Genomic DNA, 17921 nt, shown 5'->3' on the forward strand with positions numbered 1-17921 from the left:
TGGAGCCCTTTTCTTTTATTAGTCTTATTGACAAAGGAGAGAAATTATGAAACGTTTTGGAGTGGCAGTACTGTCAACATTGGTTCTTTCTTCTGCGTTCGCCAATCTTGCAGGAGCTCAACCAGGTGATATAAAGGTTATTATTAACGGTGTAACACAGCAATATACCCAGTCCCCAGTTGTTAGTCAAAATACAACCTTGGTGCCTCTGCGTGGTGTTTTTGAAAGCTTGGGTGCGAAAGTCGATTGGGACAGCAAAGCTAAAAAAGTAACTGCTTCTAAAAATGAAGATACATTGGCTTTGAATGTTGGTTCCAAGCTTGCTTATAAAAATAGTAATCCTGTACAGCTCGATGCAGCGACTCAAATTCAAAAGGGTCAAGTACTAGTTCCTTTACGTTTTGTGAGCCAATCATTAGGCGCCAAAGTAAATTGGGATCAAAGTACACGTACAATTACTATTTCAAACCAAGCAGATGGAAGTACAACTGGGGAAGCCAATAGCTTGTCCAGTAAGCCTCTCACAGCTCCTGTGACTCAAGTTACTTATGATACCTATTATAATGATTCATTGACCTATGATGATGCAGTTAAACTGGCTATAGCTGATAGTACTTCAGTTAAAACAGCAGCAACAAATATCGATCAAGCTGGGAAAATTATGAAAGAAGCAGGCAAGAATATTGACTTTGTTCCAGCAGAAGCAGGTGATGAAGGCCAAGATAAAGCTTTCAAAGGTTATGCTCAAACGAACCTTAATTATGAGGCTGCTAAAAAGAACTTGGATATGACCAAAGAAGGTATTGAGTACAATGTAAAGGATCTTTATAATAAGCTTCTTCAAAAGCAAAATGCAGTTAAACTGGCTGCTTTGAATATTGAAGATGCTGAGCGCAAGTTAAAAGTTGCACAAATTAAAAGAGATAATCAAATGTCGAGTGATTATGAGGTTACGCAAGCAACTAATCAGGTGACTCAAAATCAAGCTGCTTTAGAGAAGGCAAAAAAAGATTTAGATAGTGCGTATGTATCCTTGAACCAAGTGATTGGTTACAAACCTGAGCACCGTTATGAATTAAAGGATAAACCTGTTTATTCAGAGTTTAAAGATAATGTGGAAACTAAAGTAAGCCAAGTACTTACTAGCAGCACTGCCATTTGGTTAAGTGAGCAAAAAGTGGACTTGGCTGAATTGAGCCTGAAACTTTACAATTTTAATACTGCAGGAAATACGCCTTATGAAGCTGAACAACTTAATGTCGAGAAAGCTCAGTATGCAACAGAGGGTACAAAGAGACAACTCGAAGAAGCAGTAAGAACAATCTATAACAACATCAAAGCGTTGGAAAGTCAATATTCACAGATTCAAGCTGGCTTGGTGAGTGCTAGAAGTGCGGCTGATATGGCTAAGAAACAATTTGATGTTGGGTTGGCTACAGAGCTTCAGGTTTATGAAGCTAATTTGAAAGTCACTACTGCTGAGCAACAGGCCGAAGATATAGTTACAAATATTGATACTTTGAAGTTGGCTTTTGATAAGCCTTGGGCTATGCAGGGTTCTTCTGGAGCTAGCGCACAATAATTAAAACTTAACTATACTTGCTATAACCTGCTGTAGGAGGACTTCATGAAATCACGCTATAAAGTATCGTTGGCTGCTGTTTTACTTGGAGGAGGAATTGTTGCTGGTTCCTTAATGAACAATTCAGTTAATGGTGCCTCCAGTTCTGGACAACCTGGCACAGCTGATGATCCAGTCGTAACCAAAAGCTATGTTGATCAAAAAATTGCTCAGGCCATCAAAGGTGGAGGAACTGCAAGCAGTACTAGTAGTAAAGCAACTAGCTCGACTACTCCAGCAACAAACGCTACTTCTAACACAACAGCGTCAGGAACTTCTGGTGCAGGAAAAACTTCCACACCAGAGCAGACAGAGGCTTTAAAGGTAGTTGATGTAAAGCCTGGTCAAAAACTGATTGCCAAAGCAGGGTCAGAGTTTATTTTACGAAATGGTTATGCTGTTGTGTATAGTATGGATGCCAGTGGTGCTATTGATATTACTTCTGGAACGGAAATTGTCCATAATCAGACTGTCGAAAAAAATCATTTATTATCCTTTCCTAGAGAAGGAAGAGGTATTCAAGTAAAAGAAGGTCAGAAGTTTGGTCTGGTCGTTATGGTACGAGGCGGTTACACTGTTCAGTAAACTTTTTTTGTATATAAGCTGCTTTCGGTGGCTCTTTTTCTTAAATACTGCTTGGGATAGCAAATTGTTCTTGGCTAAATTGAACCTAATCGCAGCACACTAACCCCATGAAAGACAATATGTTTTGTGGAGGGTGTATACGATGGCGTCAAGAGGTCAAAGACGATTAATTCCCGAAAGCCGTGCCAGGTTAGATGATTTGAAGTATGAGATCGCTGCTGAGTTTGGGCTACCAGTTTATAATCCTCAATATACTCATATACATCCCAATGCTGACAGTGAATTTGCTGCAGAATTGGGGGCGTTTGCGGGGGGCCAAAATGTAGCATGGCGTGATTTGACTTCAAGACAGAACGGTTCAGTTGGTGGTGAAATTACTAAGCGACTGATACAATCTGCTGAACGTAGCTTATCTGAATTTGGTACATTGTAATAGCTATAATTTTCTAGGTTTTTGATTATATAGTAGCGTATAAACTAGGGTTATTTACATGTGAATCGAAAATTGATTTGCATGTAAACTTACCTCAATTTCGAATGTTGTAATTGGGCTGCATGAATTGACACCTTGTTTTAAATAGGATATCATGGCATTTGAGGCTTGTACGCAACCTTTTCCTACCGGAAAAGGTTCATTTTTTATTAATAAGGTAACAAGATATCTCCCGCCATTTGTTGGCTTGAAGGTATCTGAATAATGCCATTGCCATGTCAGGATTTTTTAATAAATCCTCATGTATTTTAATTGTGGGAGGTTGAAATTCATGTCTGTAAAAGGCCGTCATTTGTTCACGTCCGAGTCTGTAACAGAAGGCCATCCGGATAAAATCTGTGATCAGATTTCCGATGCTGTATTGGACGCCTTTCTGGCTAATGACCCTAATGCACGGGTAGCATGTGAAGTATCGGTAGCTACTGGTCTCGTTCTCGTCATTGGTGAAATCAGCTCCAAATCGGAATACGTGGATATTCCATCCATTGTACGTAATACGATTAAGGAAATTGGCTATACACGTGCGAAATACGGTTTCGACTATAATACTTGCGCTGTATTGACTTCTTTGAATGAACAGTCGCCGGATATTGCTCAAGGGGTTAATGCTGCCTTGGAAAGCCGTGATCCTGCTGAAGTAGATAAAGAAACGGAAAACATTGGGGCTGGGGATCAAGGATTGATGTTTGGTTTTGCTACGAACGAGACACCTGAGTTGATGCCTTTGCCTATCGCTATGTCTCACCGTATTGCACGACGCTTGTCTGAAGTGCGTAAGGATGGAACACTGAATTACCTTCGTCCAGACGGTAAAACTCAAGTAACGGTAGAGTATGAAAATGGTAAACCTGTTCGTATTGATGCTATTGTGGTTTCTACGCAGCATGCGGAAGATACTACTTTGGAGCAAATTCAAGCAGACATCAAAGAAAAAGTTATTTTGCCAGTTGTTCCTGCCGAATTACTGGATGAGCAAACCAAATATTACATTAATCCGACAGGACGCTTTGTTATCGGTGGTCCTCAAGGAGATGCAGGTCTGACAGGCCGTAAAATTATTGTGGATACGTATGGTGGTTATGCGCGTCACGGCGGGGGAGCATTCTCCGGTAAAGATCCGACCAAGGTGGACCGTTCCGCTGCTTACGCTGCTCGTTATGTAGCGAAAAACCTCGTGGCAGCTGGATTGGCAGACAAAGTGGAAATTCAGCTTGCTTATGCCATTGGTGTAGCTACGCCTGTTTCGATTAACGTCGATACATACGGTACGGGTAAAGTAAGCGATGAGAAGCTAGTTGAATTGATCCGAAATAACTTTGATCTGCGCCCAACAGGCATCATTCGCATGTTGGATCTGCGTCGTCCAATTTATAAGCAAACTGCTGCCTACGGTCACTTTGGCCGTACAGATTTGGATGTACCATGGGAGAGCGTAGATAAAGCTGAAATTCTAAAAGAACAAGCGGGGCTGTAATTCCTCGTATATTATCAAAATAAAAGCAATAACCCAAAAAGACTGTTTCATGCTTTGCATGAACAGTCTTTTTTTGATGTGTTTCGCTGTTAAGTATGAATTTGCACCGAAATACCGAATACTGAGTGACTACTCGGATATCGGTGCATGGTCCAATAAATTTTTAAGTAAACGACAAACCTTTTGCAGTTCCTTGTACTGCTCCAAATACGCAAAAAGGGCTTTCAGGAGGCCTTTTTGAGGGTTCGATTTCAGAGCCTCTTCCTTTAAATGAGCGTAGATTTGCTGACACTCTTGTTTCTCCTCTGAACTCCACGAAGACAGCAGTATACTGTCTTCCAAGGAGTGGAGAAGGCTGTTAATTTGACGGCCTTGGTCAAAGGGATTACTTAGAGCACTTTCAGGTAACCAGCCTTGCTTGCTCCAGAACAAATGTGGAGCTAAATCAGCATTGTTTAGGCTGGTTGCCAAGGAGCTGGATAAGAAGATAATAAATTGTGTTAGATGTTCAATCGTTTCATCATTCATCCGATCGGCAAAGAAGCGAATATATTCAAACACAATGCTTTTAAGTACAAAGGTCATATCCCATGCATGATCTTCAATGCTCGGTCCAAAAATATCAATCAGGCAGTCGCGAACCCATCTGTACAATTTGTATTCATGATTCTCGAATGCGTAATTAAGTTGTTCATTCTGAAAAATAAGCATGGAAGGCTCAGGAAGATCCATCATAAGATACACTTTGTTTTCAACGAGATTTTTCAAGTAAAGTACAATAAAACCGTGCAGTTTATCGTGCTTAGAAAGATTAGGTTTGCTGTAGAGAGCCCGGATGTCTTGTTCGATGTTATTTTCCAGAATGATACACATTTCTAGAGGGAGTTCTTCTTTTCCTTGAAAATATTTATAGAAGGATGCTTTCGCCATCCCACTTTCTTTGGCTATTTCTTCAACAGATGTTGAATAATAGCCTTTTCTGGAGAACAGCCGAATGGCCGCCTGTAAAATATCATTTTTTTTACTTTCCATACATACTTCCCCCTAGGGACCGGCCAACTCGACAGCATCGAATTCACTTCATACATCACAAAGGTTGGTCACGTGTGATAACTGTGTGCTGCTGTTTTTTGAGTTGACGGCGCATCTTGTACTTGGCCATGATCATATACAAGGACGGCACGACAAACAAGGTTAACAAGGTCGAGAATAACAAACCGAAAATGACGGTAAACGCCAGTGGCTTGAAGAGCAGGCTTCCCAATAGTGCTAATGGAATCATACCTACAATAGCTGCCAAAGATGTCAATAAAATCGGTCTGAAGCGAGCAGCGGCCGCCTGTATTACGGCTTCCTTTAATTCCATTCCTTCATGTCGTGCATCCTCGATAAATTCAATTAACACAATCCCATTCCGCACAACAATGCCCGCGAGTGCAATAATTCCCATGATGCTCATAAAACCAATAGGCATACCGGTCAAGAAAATACCAATGATCCCGCCGGCTGCTGCCAGGTACACGGTCGTCATAATAATAATAGGAATGGAGAGAGAATAAAATTGCATAGTAATCAAGAGTAAAATGAGCAAGACTACAACGATCGCCAGCTGTCCTAAGTCCTTGAATATGGTCGATTGGTCAGAGGTTTCCCCACCAACCTCCCATTTGTAGCCTTCTGGGAACTTCATTTGCGCCAGCTTACTTTCAACATCAACCATCGCTTCGCTTGCAGTTCGTCCGTTCAAATCGGCTTCCACCGTAATCGTCCGCTCCATATTGTAATGCTTGATTTGCTGAATAGCAAATGACGGCTTAATCTGGACAAGCTGGTTTAATGGAATTTGCTTACCAGCTGCATTAACTACACTTAATTGTTGGAAAAGCTTACTTGGCTCCTCGTCGCTGTGATTCAAATACATTTTAATATCTACCAGACTGTTTCCAGTATCAAATTGGCTGACTTGGGCTCCTTCTTTTAATAGAAGCAGGGTGCGAGTCAAATCTGTGTAACTTACCAGGTATTGATCCATCGCTTGTTTGTTGACCTCAAGTTCCAGTGCATATCGTTCAATTCCTATATCATCCACGATGCCTGTTGTGCCCTCTACTGTCGCGATCTGCTCCTTTGCTTTTTGGGCAAGAGTTTGCAGTTCATTCAGATCCTGACCTGAGATACGAATAGAAACGGGCTTACCCACTGGAATCCCGAGACGAGGAACATACATCGTAACTGTAACTCCAGGGTAGGATTTCTTAACATGTTGTTCCCAAGCATCAACTGTCGTATTGAGATCGAATACGTTTTCTTTGCCGACGACAGCAATCTGCCCCACCGTTTCGTTATAACTAATATTTCCACCCGAACTATTAATGTCACTAAAAAGTTGTGGGGCAGTCCCTCCAGCGCTGTAGACGACCTTGGAAGTTTCAGGTTGCTTTTTCACCCAGCCTGCAAGGTCTTTAACGACCTGGTCGGTTTCCGCAATTGAAGTGCCTACAGGCATTTTTACATTTAGTGCAACATGAGGATCTTCCGACTCAGGAAAAAGTTCAACTGAGGTAAAGGGAACTAATCCATAGGCGGCTGTTCCAAGCATGAGTCCGACCATGGCTGTCAACAAGGGACGCTGAATGACCTTAGGCATCAGTTTTTGTGAATAGAGCTTGTTTAAAGAATGAATCTGCTGGCCGAGCAAGCCTGCTGGTTTAGACTTACCCTGAGGGTGACGAGCCTGTCTGCGCTTCTCATACCATTCTCGAAAAATAGGGATGATGGTGAGCGACATAATCATAGAGGCAAGCATGGTCAGGGAGACAATAGCAGGAATAGGTTTAATAAAGGCACCTACATTTCCAGGAAGAAACAACAATGGCGCGAAAGCTGAGATGGTAGCCAGAGTTGCAACCAAAATAGAAAGCATGACCTCTTTGGTACCTTTTACAGCTGCGACTGAGGGTGATTCTCCTAATTCCGTAAGTCTACGCTCAATATTATCATTTACAACTACGGCATCATCCACGAGTATGCCGAGTACGATGATCAGACCGACAACGGAAATCTGATTTAGAGTGATGCCGAACATAGGCAAAAAGATAATGGCAATCGAAACCGAAATAGGAATGGCCAGTGCAACAAATGCAGAGGTGAGCAAATTCAGCCCCAACATACAAACGAGAATAACGGCCACAATCGCAAGAATCGTTTCACGCTTTAAGTCGTCAAAGATATGGCTTACCTGATCCTTTTGTGTAAAAAGAGTTTGAAAGTGAACACCTGCGGGAAGTGTTTTCTCCAGTTCTTTGAGCTTGGTATTGACCTTTTCGCTCATAGAAGGGATGTCTGTGCCTGTTTCTGCTCCAATACTTAGCGTAATGGCCGGTTTACCCTCTACATAGGCAAAGTATTCTGTATTAGGATGTGCCAGCTCCGTTGTGCCGACATCTCTCAAATATACAGGATTACCTTCTTTGGTGCGTGTCAAAAGGACTTGATTCAATTCAGCAGCTTTTTCGGTCTCGCGAACAATAAGTTGATAGGTACGTCCGTTGTATTCAATATTACCAGTAGGAACCCGATCAATTTGAGACTGGATTGCTTGAGCTACTTGTCCCCATGACAGCTGGTATTGCTGAAGCTTCTGGTTGTCAATATGAACACGTACTTCTTGATCAGGGAGACCATTGAATTTGACGCTAGATACGCCAGAAATGGTATTAAGCTGATCTTTCCAGGTTGTTGTTAAATCATTTAGTTTATACAGTGGTGCGGAAGAGTCAGCTGTTAGGGCATAGGAGCCGATAAAAGAGCTGGTTAGCTTGTCATTTACAACAGGCACTTCAGCGCCTTGAGGAAGATCAGCTTGTGCATCCTGCACTTTTTTACGCATATTATCCCAAACCGTTTGAGGATCAACTCCGTTTTTGGATTCGATTAAAATAGAGGAGAATCCGTTACCAGAAGTCGAACTAATCGTTTTAACACCTTCAACTTCCTTAATGCGTTTCTCCAGCTCTTTAGTTACGGTTTGTTCTACTTTTTGTGGTGAAGCACCAGGGTAGACTGTTGTTACTGTGGCATTTTGTATGGTGACATCCGGCATTTCCTGCTGTGGTAACTGGAAAAAGCCGAAGATTCCGACCAAAATCAGCATGACAAAAAACAGCAATGTAATTTTTCGTTTTTTTACGATGTACTCAATCATGGGCGTCCGCCTTCCTCCGACTGAATCGCATTTCCATCAAACAGGTTTTCTGCCCCTTTAACGATAATACGTTCGCCTTCACGAAGTCCCGATACGATTTGCAACTGATTATCTACAACCTGATTACCAAGCTCCACAGGGGTTTTAACAGCTTTTCCTTGAATGTCTTTGAAAATAAAAGGCTTGCTTCCCGTGTTAATGACTGCTTCGGCAGGAACGAGAATCCCATTCTTGTCAGTCACCTGTTGAGCAGCTTTAATGACCTGACCGGGTAACCAGTCTCGCTGTGGATTGTTTATAACAATCTCTACGTTAACCCTTCCCGTGTCGGTGCTGGTCGAAGGATAGATGTTAGACACCGTACCTTGACGAGTCTCTTCATAGAGCGCCACTTCTACTTGTTGACCCTTTTTCCAATCCTTAATTTCACTGTCTGGTACAGGAAGCAGTACTTTGAGGCGGTCGATGGAGCCTATGCGATAGACGGCTTGCCCTGACGCGACCAAATCACCTGTATTCACGATTTTGTCTAAGATTACACCGTTCACAGGAGAGATTAGACGTGTACGTGAAAGTGCAAGTTCTGCCTGCCCCTTGGCAACAAGGGCTTTTTCGTAGTTGGCATGGGCTTGTTTTTGGGAAGCTGCAGCCTGTTCACTGGCCGCAAGGGCTTTGCTTTTACCTGCAAGCGCATCTTGAAAGGAAGCTTGGGCGGATTGATGATCTTCGGCTGTGGCTCCTTCCAGCAAAAGGGACAGGGATTCCTTGGCTTGTTCCAGGTCTTTCAGGGCTGCGGTAGCATTCAGGCGAGCATTTTCATTATCTGATGCGGTAGCAGCGCCTGCCTCAAACAGCTTCTGTGTACGCTCGCTATCCGTCTTGGCCTTGTTATAAGCGCTTTGTGCCTTATCTACAGTAGCTTGCGCTTGTTGTTTCTCTTGAGCACGTGCGCCTTTATTGACCTTATTAACATTCGCGCGAGCTCCTGTAATGCCGGCATCGGCGGATTGAATCGCGGAGGTAGCAGCCTGTAAATTAGCCTGTGCGTTATCAATACCAGCCTGTGCCTCCAAGATGGAGGCTGTCGCCTGTGCCACTTGAAGCTTGTAGTCAGCGTCATCCAGACTAGCAATAACGGCGCCCTTCTGTACAGCAGTACCGACAGTGAGATATGCACTGGCTACAGTGCCCCCATTTTGAAAAGCCAGTGTGTTCTCCTCATAAGCCTGAAGAGTGCCTGACAAGTTATAGGCCGTATGAAGTGGCGTGGATTTGACGATTGCAGTGCGCACAACGGTTGGCTGTGCAGATGAACCTAGAGCGGCATCTTTTTTTTCTGTAGAACATCCGGTCATTGCGATGCTCAGGGATAAAGTGAATATGATGATGGCCCGTTGTTTATTCATGATTATCAATCCTTCCGATAGGGTCATAATTGGAGTTGTGAACTAATCAGTATTATTTGAACTAATCAGTTCAAATGTATTATAGTGCGCCGATATTGCATTCGTCAATTCATCGTTTTAGATTTTATGAATTAGTTGACGGGATTTTCGTAACTTTTGCCTATATAATAAGTCTATTAACATAAGAGGATTTTTTTGTTTATTGATAGAGTACACGTGCGGAATAAAGCCGTTTGAATACACTGGAGATGGGAGCTATTATCCAAATGTTTTTAAGTAATAAGAAACAGAGTGAAGTGAAAGTAAATGGCAGAGGAATTGCTAAAAGATGGGCCGTGTTAACACTGGCAGGGGTATTATGGGTCGGTCCGGTTGCTGGAACTGGGGCTCTAATCCCCTTGAATGGTTGGATGTCTGCTCCAATCGCAAGCGCAGCCTCTGGTTCAACTGTAAAATTGGGCGAAGAGATCATTACTTCGGGTGCAACATTATTGAAATATCGTTTTAAAGGATCCAAAGGAACAGCGCTGGCTGATATCATTCGAGTGGACTTACAAAATCCGTACGTCAAGCTGGATGTCATGACGGGGAAGAATGGACAGTTTACGACCCGTCAGAGTACAGGTGGCATGGCAAAAGAGACAGGGGCGGTTGCTGGTGTAAACGGAGATTATTTTAATACCTCCAGCGAGGGAGCGCCGATCGGTGGACAAGTATCCAAGGGTGTGTTGATGTCTACTCCGTCTGATTTAACGGGTATGTATGCCTTTGCTGTAACCAAGGATGGTTCTCCCATGGTGGAGCAGTTTACTTTTGAAGGTACAGTAAAAGCTGGAGATGGGTCGTCCTTCTCTTTGGCGGGGATGAACAAGGCTTCGTATTCGCCTGAGACGAGTGGGGGCGGCTATAGCCACTCTAATGCTATGTATATTTATACATCTGCTTGGAAAGCGATTGAGCGGCCCAAAAACAGTTCGACAACGCCCACCGAGATATTGGTACAAAATGGTGTGGTTACACAAGTCTCCGACAATGCTACGTTGAATATGACCGTTCCGCAGGATGGCTATATTTTACGTACTCATGGTAAAGCTGCTGATTATGCCAAAGCGCATCTGACCGTGGGACAGACGGTAGAAACAAGCTATCACCTTCGTGTTAAATCGACAGGGAGCGAAGTAGATCCTTCTAACCTTCAAATGATGATTGGTGGACATACCATATTAGTAAATGACGGTCAGAAAACCTCTTTTTCTCGGAGCACAACAAGCATAGGCGGGACGCGTGCGCGTACAGCTCTGGGATATTCTCGTGACAAGCGTTACGCTTATGTCATTGCTGTTGAGAAGAATGGGAACAGCGTTGGTGTATCCCTGAGCGAGTTGCAAACGCTGATGAAAGATATTGGCGTCTGGAAGGGTATGAACCTTGACGGGGGCGGCTCTACCACTATGGTGACTCGTGATTTGGGAGATACGACAGCGGGGCTTACGTTCAATACAGAATATGGCACAGAGCAACGTAGTATTGTAAATGGAGTGGGGGTATATACCAATGCTCCTAAAGGAACGCTCAAAGGCTTCACCATCAAGGGCAATAAAACGTTGCTGATTGGTCAGACCGGAAGCTATTCCTTCAAAGGTTATGACAATTACTACAATCCATTCGATACCTCGAAAGTACAAGTGACGTGGAAATCCAGCAATCCGGCTGTTATTTCAGTGAGCGGCGGCGCTGTAAAGGGAGCCAAACCGGGAACTGCTACTTTAACGGCATCCAGTGGCTCAGCCAGCGCTACAACCAAGGTTACGGTGCTTGGAGCAGATGAAATTTCATCACTTACCGCTGGTACTGGAAGTGGCTCGCTTACCGCTGGAGCTAAAATCGCTGTACCGGTAACGGCAAAGACAAAAGATGGACAGAGTGTCAGCATTACGTCAGATGCGCTCAAATGGGAGTTCATCGGCTTTAAGGGAAGTGTCAAGGACAATCAGCTTACGGTAAATACGGTGGATGCAGGCGTAAAAACGGGCTATGCCATCGGTCGCTATGATGGTTTCAGCGCTGTCGTCTTCCTGTCTGCTGGCGGAGCAAGTACAAACAACTGGGAGAACTTTGAAAATGTCTCGTATCCGGTTGATTTTACTTCGAATGTGGAAGGTGTTACCGGCACAGCGGCTGTTGTACAAGGAGATGGCGACCATGCCAGTTCCAAAGTGCTAGAGCTGAACTACGATATGACGAACGGCAGTGGTAAAATGTATGCTTACGCTCAATTGAACGGCACATCCGGGAAAACGCTTGAACAGGCGGCTACTTCCATCTCAATTGATGTCAGAGGGGATAAGAGTCTGAACTGGCTGCGTGCGGAGCTAGAGGATGCCCAAGGCAAAACAGCATATATTGATCTCGCTAAAGTGATCGACTGGAACGGTTGGAAAACCATTAACGCAGATATGAGCGGTTTGAATATTTCGTATCCGGCGAAGCTGAAGCGTCTTTATGTGGTCAATGTGGCGGAGGGTCAGGACGAGCGTGCTAAAACAGGTAATATTGCTTTTGATAATATTTCTTTTAATACACCGGGAACGGTCGGTACAGAAGGACTCAAAAAAGGAACAGCTCAAATGACGATTGGACAAAAATCAATGACGGTGAACGGAACGCCGACCACGATTGATGCCGCTCCGATGACTCGCGATGGTTCAACGTATGTTCCGATCAAGTATGTACTGGACGCATTTGGCGGACAAGCCAAATGGAATGCGGGCGATCAGCGGATCACCATTATGCGCGGCGGTGTGCTGATGGATTTGACCGTAGGGAAAAAAGAAGTTGTTCTGAACGGGAAGCGTCAAAGCACTGATGTTGCACCCATTGTGCTAGGAGGTAGGACTTTAGTCCCGTTAAGACTCGTTTCTGAGCAGTTAGGAATGACTGTAAAATGGGAACAAGAAACGAAGACCATCACCCTCCAGTCATGATATGGTATGATATATACTTGAAATGCTAGGATTGGAGTAGAACATTTGTGGACTTTCAAGCCGATATCATAGACCGAGTCATTAAAAATGCCATCCAGGTGATGGAGAACAGCAAATATCAGATGTTCGAAATATTGGACACGGCCCGGACCGAGCTGGTCACGTTAAATCAGGAGCTCCAGAGCGTCTTGAAGGAAACAGCAGAAACGATCGAAAAGGTGGACCAGCTGGAAATGAACTATCGGCGGTCCCGCATTCGGTTGACTGAGGTCAGCCGCGACTTCGTTCGCTATTCGGAAGAGGATATCAAGCAGGCTTATGAGAAGGCAACACAGCTTCAACTTGATGTGATGATTTTCCGCGAGAAGGAAATGTATCTCAAAGCCAGAAGGGATGATCTTCAAAAGCGGGCCAAAAGTGTCGAGGCTTCTGTCGAGCGCGCCGAAACCATCGGTTCGCAGATGGGGGTCGTGCTGGAATATTTGTCGGGTGAATTAGGGCAAGTGACGCGGATCATCGAATCGGCCAAAAACCGGCAGTTTATTGGTCTGAAAATTATTTTGGCTCAGGAAGAGGAGCGCAAGCGTATATCCCGTGAAATTCACGATGGACCTGCGCAGCTCCTTGCGCATCTAGTGCTTAGGACGGAAATTGTGGAAAGAATGATCGCCAAGCAGGAATTTAAGATGGTTCAGGACGAAATAGTAGACTTGAAGAAACAGGTTCGCTCCAGTCTTGAAGAAATGCGAAAGGTCATTTTCAATTTGCGTCCTATGGCCCTGGATGACCTGGGACTTATTCCGACGCTCCGGAAATATGTGCAGGATTTTGAAGAAAAAACGAAAATTAGATCGCTTTTTGAAACAAGGGGCAAGGAACACCGTCTCTCTTCCGCGATGGAAGCAGCCATTTACCGTCTGATCCAGGAAGCTTTGACCAACGCTGCCAAGCATGCTTATCCTACCTATGTGCTTGTTGAGATTACCTATCAGGCGCAGCTTGTAAAAATCGTGGTGCAGGATAATGGTTTGGGCTTTAAGCCAGAGCTTTTTCAGCAAAAAAGCAAAGATCATGGGCATTTTGGTCTGATTGGTATGCGGGAAAGGGTTGAACTGCTCGAGGGGAGAATGGAGATCGAATCAGCTGAGAATCAAGGCACCAAGATAGTGATTCATATCCCAACCAACGTGGAAAAGGGAAAGGAGTAACAACATGGAAAATCAGGAAATTAGCAATGCACCCATTAAAGTTCTCTTAGCGGACGATCATCAGTTGTTCCGTGAAGGACTTAAACGTATTTTGAATATGGAGGACGACATTGAGGTCATCGGAGAATGTGGCGATGGTATTCAAGTGTTGGAATTCTGTAACGTAGAGAAACCAGATATTGTTCTGATGGACATTAATATGCCAATTGAAAATGGTGTAGAGGCAACCGAAAAACTGCGTGAGATGTTCCCGGATGTCAAAGTTATCATTTTATCCATTCATGATGATGAAAGCTATGTATTCGAGACGTTGCGCAAGGGAGCCAATGGTTATCTGTTAAAAGATATGGAGGCCGAGTCCCTCATTAATGCAATTCGTTCGGTTCATGAAGGATATGCGTTTATCCATCCGAAGGTAACGGGTAAGCTCATTCAGCAGCTTCGCCGGATGACCTACCTGAATGAAACAGGGGCTATGGCTGAAGGTCATACGAAGGAAGCCGGCGTGAAGTTTGTCGCAGGTGAAAATAATCCATTGACCCGTCGTGAAGCTGAAGTGCTGCGTCTGATGGCTGAAGGTAAGAGCAACAAGATGATCGGTGAATATTTATTTATTAGTGAGAAAACGGTCAAAAACCATGTCAGCAGTATTCTGCAAAAAATGGAGGTTGATGACCGTACACAAGCAGTTATTAACTCAATTAAATATGGATGGGTTACGCTGTAAAGTATAGTCTTTCCATGCATTAGACGATGCAGCTGCTAATAGATATGAATGCTGTACCGACTTTCTTTGGGAGCGATATGTCCGCTCATACGGAAACCCAGTACATAACCGTGACACCTCTTCCTGTTATACGGCATATATTGTCGCTATAGGAGGAGGTGGAACCCTCGTGACGGCTCATTTGGTTTGGATATTGCTTATATACGGTGTGGGAGCCGCAGTCGTTCATCTTATGTATATACGACAGGCGGTTCAGGCTTATCACAATGGTGAAGATTCACGCGCAATATCTCCGGGTCATCGCGCGACTCGCTATATTGTGATTACGTCCAATGACGGAGATCGTGTGGAATGGGTGATGCGCTCGCTGAACATACTTGCCTGGCTACACCGGAGGCCGCTACATGTGACGGTACTGGATGATGAATCTATGGACGATACGCTACCGATTCTGACACGGCTACTACGCTATAGTCATATGGAGGTTTCAGTCATTTCAAGTCGTTTTTCACCGGGGAACCCGGTCTTACCGAAGTCAGGCGGTGAAAGGCAGGTTGTTATTGATCTTAGAACGGTCAAGTCGTTGGCGGACGCCCCATTTGTTCCTTAGCGATAGGGGATTGTGGACATCGTGGTTAAAATCGGATATAAATGTTTTAAAGCAGTTGCATAGGCAAGACGACAGGGATTTCGTTGAGATCTACTTGATGTGAAGCACACTTCAGGCTATTAGCCCTAGGAGTGTGCTTTTTTGCTGTTCTTTGGGGTAACAAGAACAGCAAAAATCATGAATGGGAGGAGCAGGGGAAGGTGAAAATTGCAGTATATGCAGTGAGGTATAAAGGGAATTGGACTCTCCGATTATCTGCGGATATTCGAGTAGATATGACATGGTGGATGAATCAAGATGAGGGGCAAGAGAATGTTGTCGAAAGATGGGTGCTTTTAGGAGATGAGCTTCCCTTGTCATGGGGGAGAAGGCTGTGCGAAACATTTAAGGTATTAGCAAATATGGTGCGATGGGGAAAACGGCAGTGGTGGGCTTATATTCTCGCACAGCTAAAAAGTGAACTGGCTATTGAGCCTTTTGATGGAGAACGAATTTTGTCTGGAGGAGTAGAAAATATATGCATTTGGGATCATGTACAAGGGTGGACTTCCTGCACAAAAGGTGGGGATGAGGGACGGGAAACAGACGGAATTTTACGTTCTATTCGAATTGATGGATTGGATAGGGAGTGTTTAACACGACAAGCGAATGAACTGGCTAATTTGTTGTCAGGACGCCAGTTACTCGTTCCGGAAGTCGAAGCGCTGCTGGCAGAGGCAGCGCCAGGTTTGGAGCATACTTGGCGATCCGCTGCACAACTTGCATATCTGCAAGGCCGACTCAGCTTTGCTGCTGGCCTCGCTCCAGCACCACGTACGCGCTGGTCTGCCGCGCGTACGCATGAACTTCGCTGCAATCGTTGTGGCAGCGGGGTAGTGCACCGCACGAGCTGCGCATCGTGCGGACGTAAGGCGTGCGCTTACTGCGAGACATGTCTCGCACTGGGGCGCAGCCGTGAATGCTCGCTGCTGTTGCGCGGTGCAGCGAAACCCGCCCTGCCGTGCACAGCAGGCAGGGCCCCGGCGATGGAACTCGACCGCTGGGGGCTGAGCCCTGCACAACGTGCCGCCGCCGAAGCGGCGCTGCGCTTTTTGGCCGCACCGCACGGCGAAGTGCGGGGACGTTTTCGCCCGGAAGGCCGTGGGCTCCGGGCGTTGTTCCGGCGCGATAGGGTTGCGCGCCGGGGATCAGATGCTGCCGCTTCGAATGGCAGCACCCTTGCACGCAGCAGGCAACCTTCGCCAAAACCTGGCGAAGGTGCGAGGCATAACGCTGATCGGCAGGTGCCTGATACCACAGTAGAACGTTTTCTGCTCTGGGCTGTAACAGGCGCAGGCAAGACGGAAATGATGTTTCCGCTATTGCAATATGTGTTGGACCACGGAGGAACGGCACTCGTGGCAACACCACGCCGTGATGTGGTACTGGAGTTAGCGCCTCGATTGGCCATTGCTTTTCCCGATGTGAGCATGGTGACGCTCTACGGGGGAAGCGCAGAACGGTGGCAAAGGGGACAGCTTACACTAGCAACGACACATCAGCTATTGCGTTATCGTCAAGCTTTTGATTTGGTTGTGATTGATGAGATAGACGCGTTCCCTTATCACAATGATCCTATGCTTGCCTTTGCTGCACGAGCAGTATGTAAGCCGAAGGGAAAGTTTATCTATTTATCTGCTACACCACCGCAATCCTTGCAGAAAGAGGCTGCACGCGGTCTACTGCCACACGCCAAGGTTCCCGTTCGTTTTCATCGTTACCCTCTACCTGTCCCATTTCGTCTGGGGACTGCTTCAGTGCAACATTGGCTGCAAAAAGGTCGGCTTCCCCTATCCTTTATTCAACGCCTACGCGTATCCATACAACGTGGGGCACAGGTTTTCCTGTTTGTGACACGAATCTCACATATTCAGGGACTTGTGAAGCTGCTGATTAAACAATTACCTGATGTACCTATTGCAGGCACCTCCTCACAGGATGAAGAAAGAACCGCTAAAGTGCGCTTATTTCGAGCTACTGAAATACGTGTTCTGGTTACAACGACTATTTTGGAGCGAGGGGTAACTGTTCCACGGAGTGATGTGTACGTATTAGACGCGGACAGCAGTCTTTTTGATGAAGCCTCTCTTGTCCAAATGGCGGGTCGTGCAGGAAGGTCCAAGGATGACCCATGTGGAGGTGTTATTTTTACATCCCCCCAATGGACTCGAGGTCAAAAGAGAGCAATTAGACAGATTAAACGTATGAATGCACTGGCTCGGAAAAGAGGATACCTGAAGGAGGCGAAGCACTAAATGCATTAAATAAAAAAAGTTTTTTTGGAAATGTGAAACCTGAAACAATGTCGGTACGTAAACTACCAAGAAAGGTGCATTCTGGTATGAGGATGATTCCAACAACCCGTCTATTTTTGAATTGGCTATTCCATCGCCAGTCCCAAACATGTATGGCTTGCGGCACTCTCACAGGGCGTTTTTCCGAATTCCCCGGAATTTGTACTTCTTGTTCGCTTCAAATTCCTTGGGTTTACGATATTCGTTGTGTTTATTGTGGACGTCCGACGTCATGCCCGGATTGCGTAAGGCATGACCGATTAGTACGTTACTATG

At 45.1% G+C, this 17921-nt stretch carries 12 protein-coding genes; 9 read left to right on the forward strand and 3 right to left on the reverse strand.

Going from position 1 to position 17921, the window contains the following annotated elements; genetic code table 11:
* The first annotated feature begins 46 nt into the window (after positions 1-46).
* The 4 genes from NLX74_RS06550 to metK all read left to right on the forward strand — a co-directional run bounded on the left by NLX74_RS06550 (position 47) and on the right by metK (position 4173).
* On the forward strand, positions 47-1582 hold the full coding sequence (locus NLX74_RS06550; RefSeq protein WP_254328260.1) for a stalk domain-containing protein: 1536 nt from the start codon (positions 47-49) through the stop codon (positions 1580-1582).
* A gap of 45 nt (positions 1583-1627) precedes the next feature.
* Complete coding sequence (locus tag NLX74_RS06555; protein WP_254328261.1) at positions 1628-2206, forward strand: hypothetical protein; 579 nt, start codon at positions 1628-1630, stop codon at positions 2204-2206.
* 142 nt (positions 2207-2348) lie between these two features.
* On the forward strand, positions 2349-2639 hold the full coding sequence (locus NLX74_RS06560) for an alpha/beta-type small acid-soluble spore protein (RefSeq protein WP_254328262.1): 291 nt from the start codon (positions 2349-2351) through the stop codon (positions 2637-2639).
* Between the two features lie 331 nt (positions 2640-2970).
* Positions 2971-4173, forward strand: coding sequence for a methionine adenosyltransferase (gene metK, locus NLX74_RS06565; protein WP_013312298.1), 1203 nt, complete (start codon positions 2971-2973; stop codon positions 4171-4173).
* A gap of 129 nt (positions 4174-4302) precedes the next feature.
* Here metK and NLX74_RS06570 read toward each other — a convergent pair whose 3' ends face one another.
* Genes NLX74_RS06570 through NLX74_RS06580 form a run of 3 tightly spaced genes read right to left on the reverse strand, consistent with a single transcriptional unit; the run spans position 4303 to position 9783 of the window.
* Entirely contained in the window at positions 4303-5205 is a 903-nt protein-coding gene (locus tag NLX74_RS06570) for a TetR/AcrR family transcriptional regulator (RefSeq protein ID WP_254328263.1), read from the reverse strand.
* 55 nt (positions 5206-5260) lie between these two features.
* Positions 5261-8377, reverse strand: coding sequence for an efflux RND transporter permease subunit (locus NLX74_RS06575; protein WP_254328264.1), 3117 nt, complete (start codon positions 8375-8377; stop codon positions 5261-5263).
* Positions 8374-9783, reverse strand: coding sequence for an efflux RND transporter periplasmic adaptor subunit (locus tag NLX74_RS06580; protein ID WP_254328265.1), 1410 nt, complete (start codon positions 9781-9783; stop codon positions 8374-8376). The genes NLX74_RS06575 and NLX74_RS06580 overlap by 4 nt, the downstream gene beginning before the upstream one ends.
* A 266-nt stretch (positions 9784-10049) precedes the next feature.
* Between NLX74_RS06580 and NLX74_RS06585 the strand changes: the two genes are divergently transcribed.
* The 5 genes from NLX74_RS06585 to NLX74_RS06605 all read left to right on the forward strand — a co-directional run bounded on the left by NLX74_RS06585 (position 10050) and on the right by NLX74_RS06605 (position 17606).
* Positions 10050-12767, forward strand: a complete 2718-nt coding sequence (locus NLX74_RS06585; RefSeq protein WP_254328266.1) for a stalk domain-containing protein — start codon at positions 10050-10052, stop codon at positions 12765-12767.
* A 47-nt stretch (positions 12768-12814) separates the two neighbouring features.
* A complete protein-coding gene (locus NLX74_RS06590) occupies positions 12815-13975 on the forward strand; it encodes a sensor histidine kinase (RefSeq protein ID WP_013312293.1) in 1161 nt (386 codons plus the stop codon).
* A 4-nt stretch (positions 13976-13979) separates the two neighbouring features.
* The gene (locus NLX74_RS06595) at positions 13980-14702 is read left to right on the forward strand and encodes a response regulator (RefSeq protein WP_007432713.1); all 723 of its coding nucleotides are present in this window, start codon (positions 13980-13982) and stop codon (positions 14700-14702) included.
* Positions 14703-14871: 169 nt separating this feature from the next.
* A complete protein-coding gene (locus tag NLX74_RS06600; protein ID WP_254328267.1) occupies positions 14872-15312 on the forward strand; it encodes a hypothetical protein in 441 nt (146 codons plus the stop codon).
* Between the two features lie 200 nt (positions 15313-15512).
* Positions 15513-17606 (forward strand): ATP-dependent helicase ComFA, encoded by a 2094-nt coding sequence (locus NLX74_RS06605; protein ID WP_254328268.1) that lies wholly within the window; start codon positions 15513-15515, stop codon positions 17604-17606.
* The last annotated feature ends 315 nt before the right edge of the window (positions 17607-17921 follow it).

The sequence above is a fragment of the Paenibacillus sp. MZ03-122A genome, assembly GCF_024213325.1.
Lineage (GTDB): Bacteria > Bacillota > Bacilli > Paenibacillales > Paenibacillaceae > Paenibacillus > Paenibacillus polymyxa_B.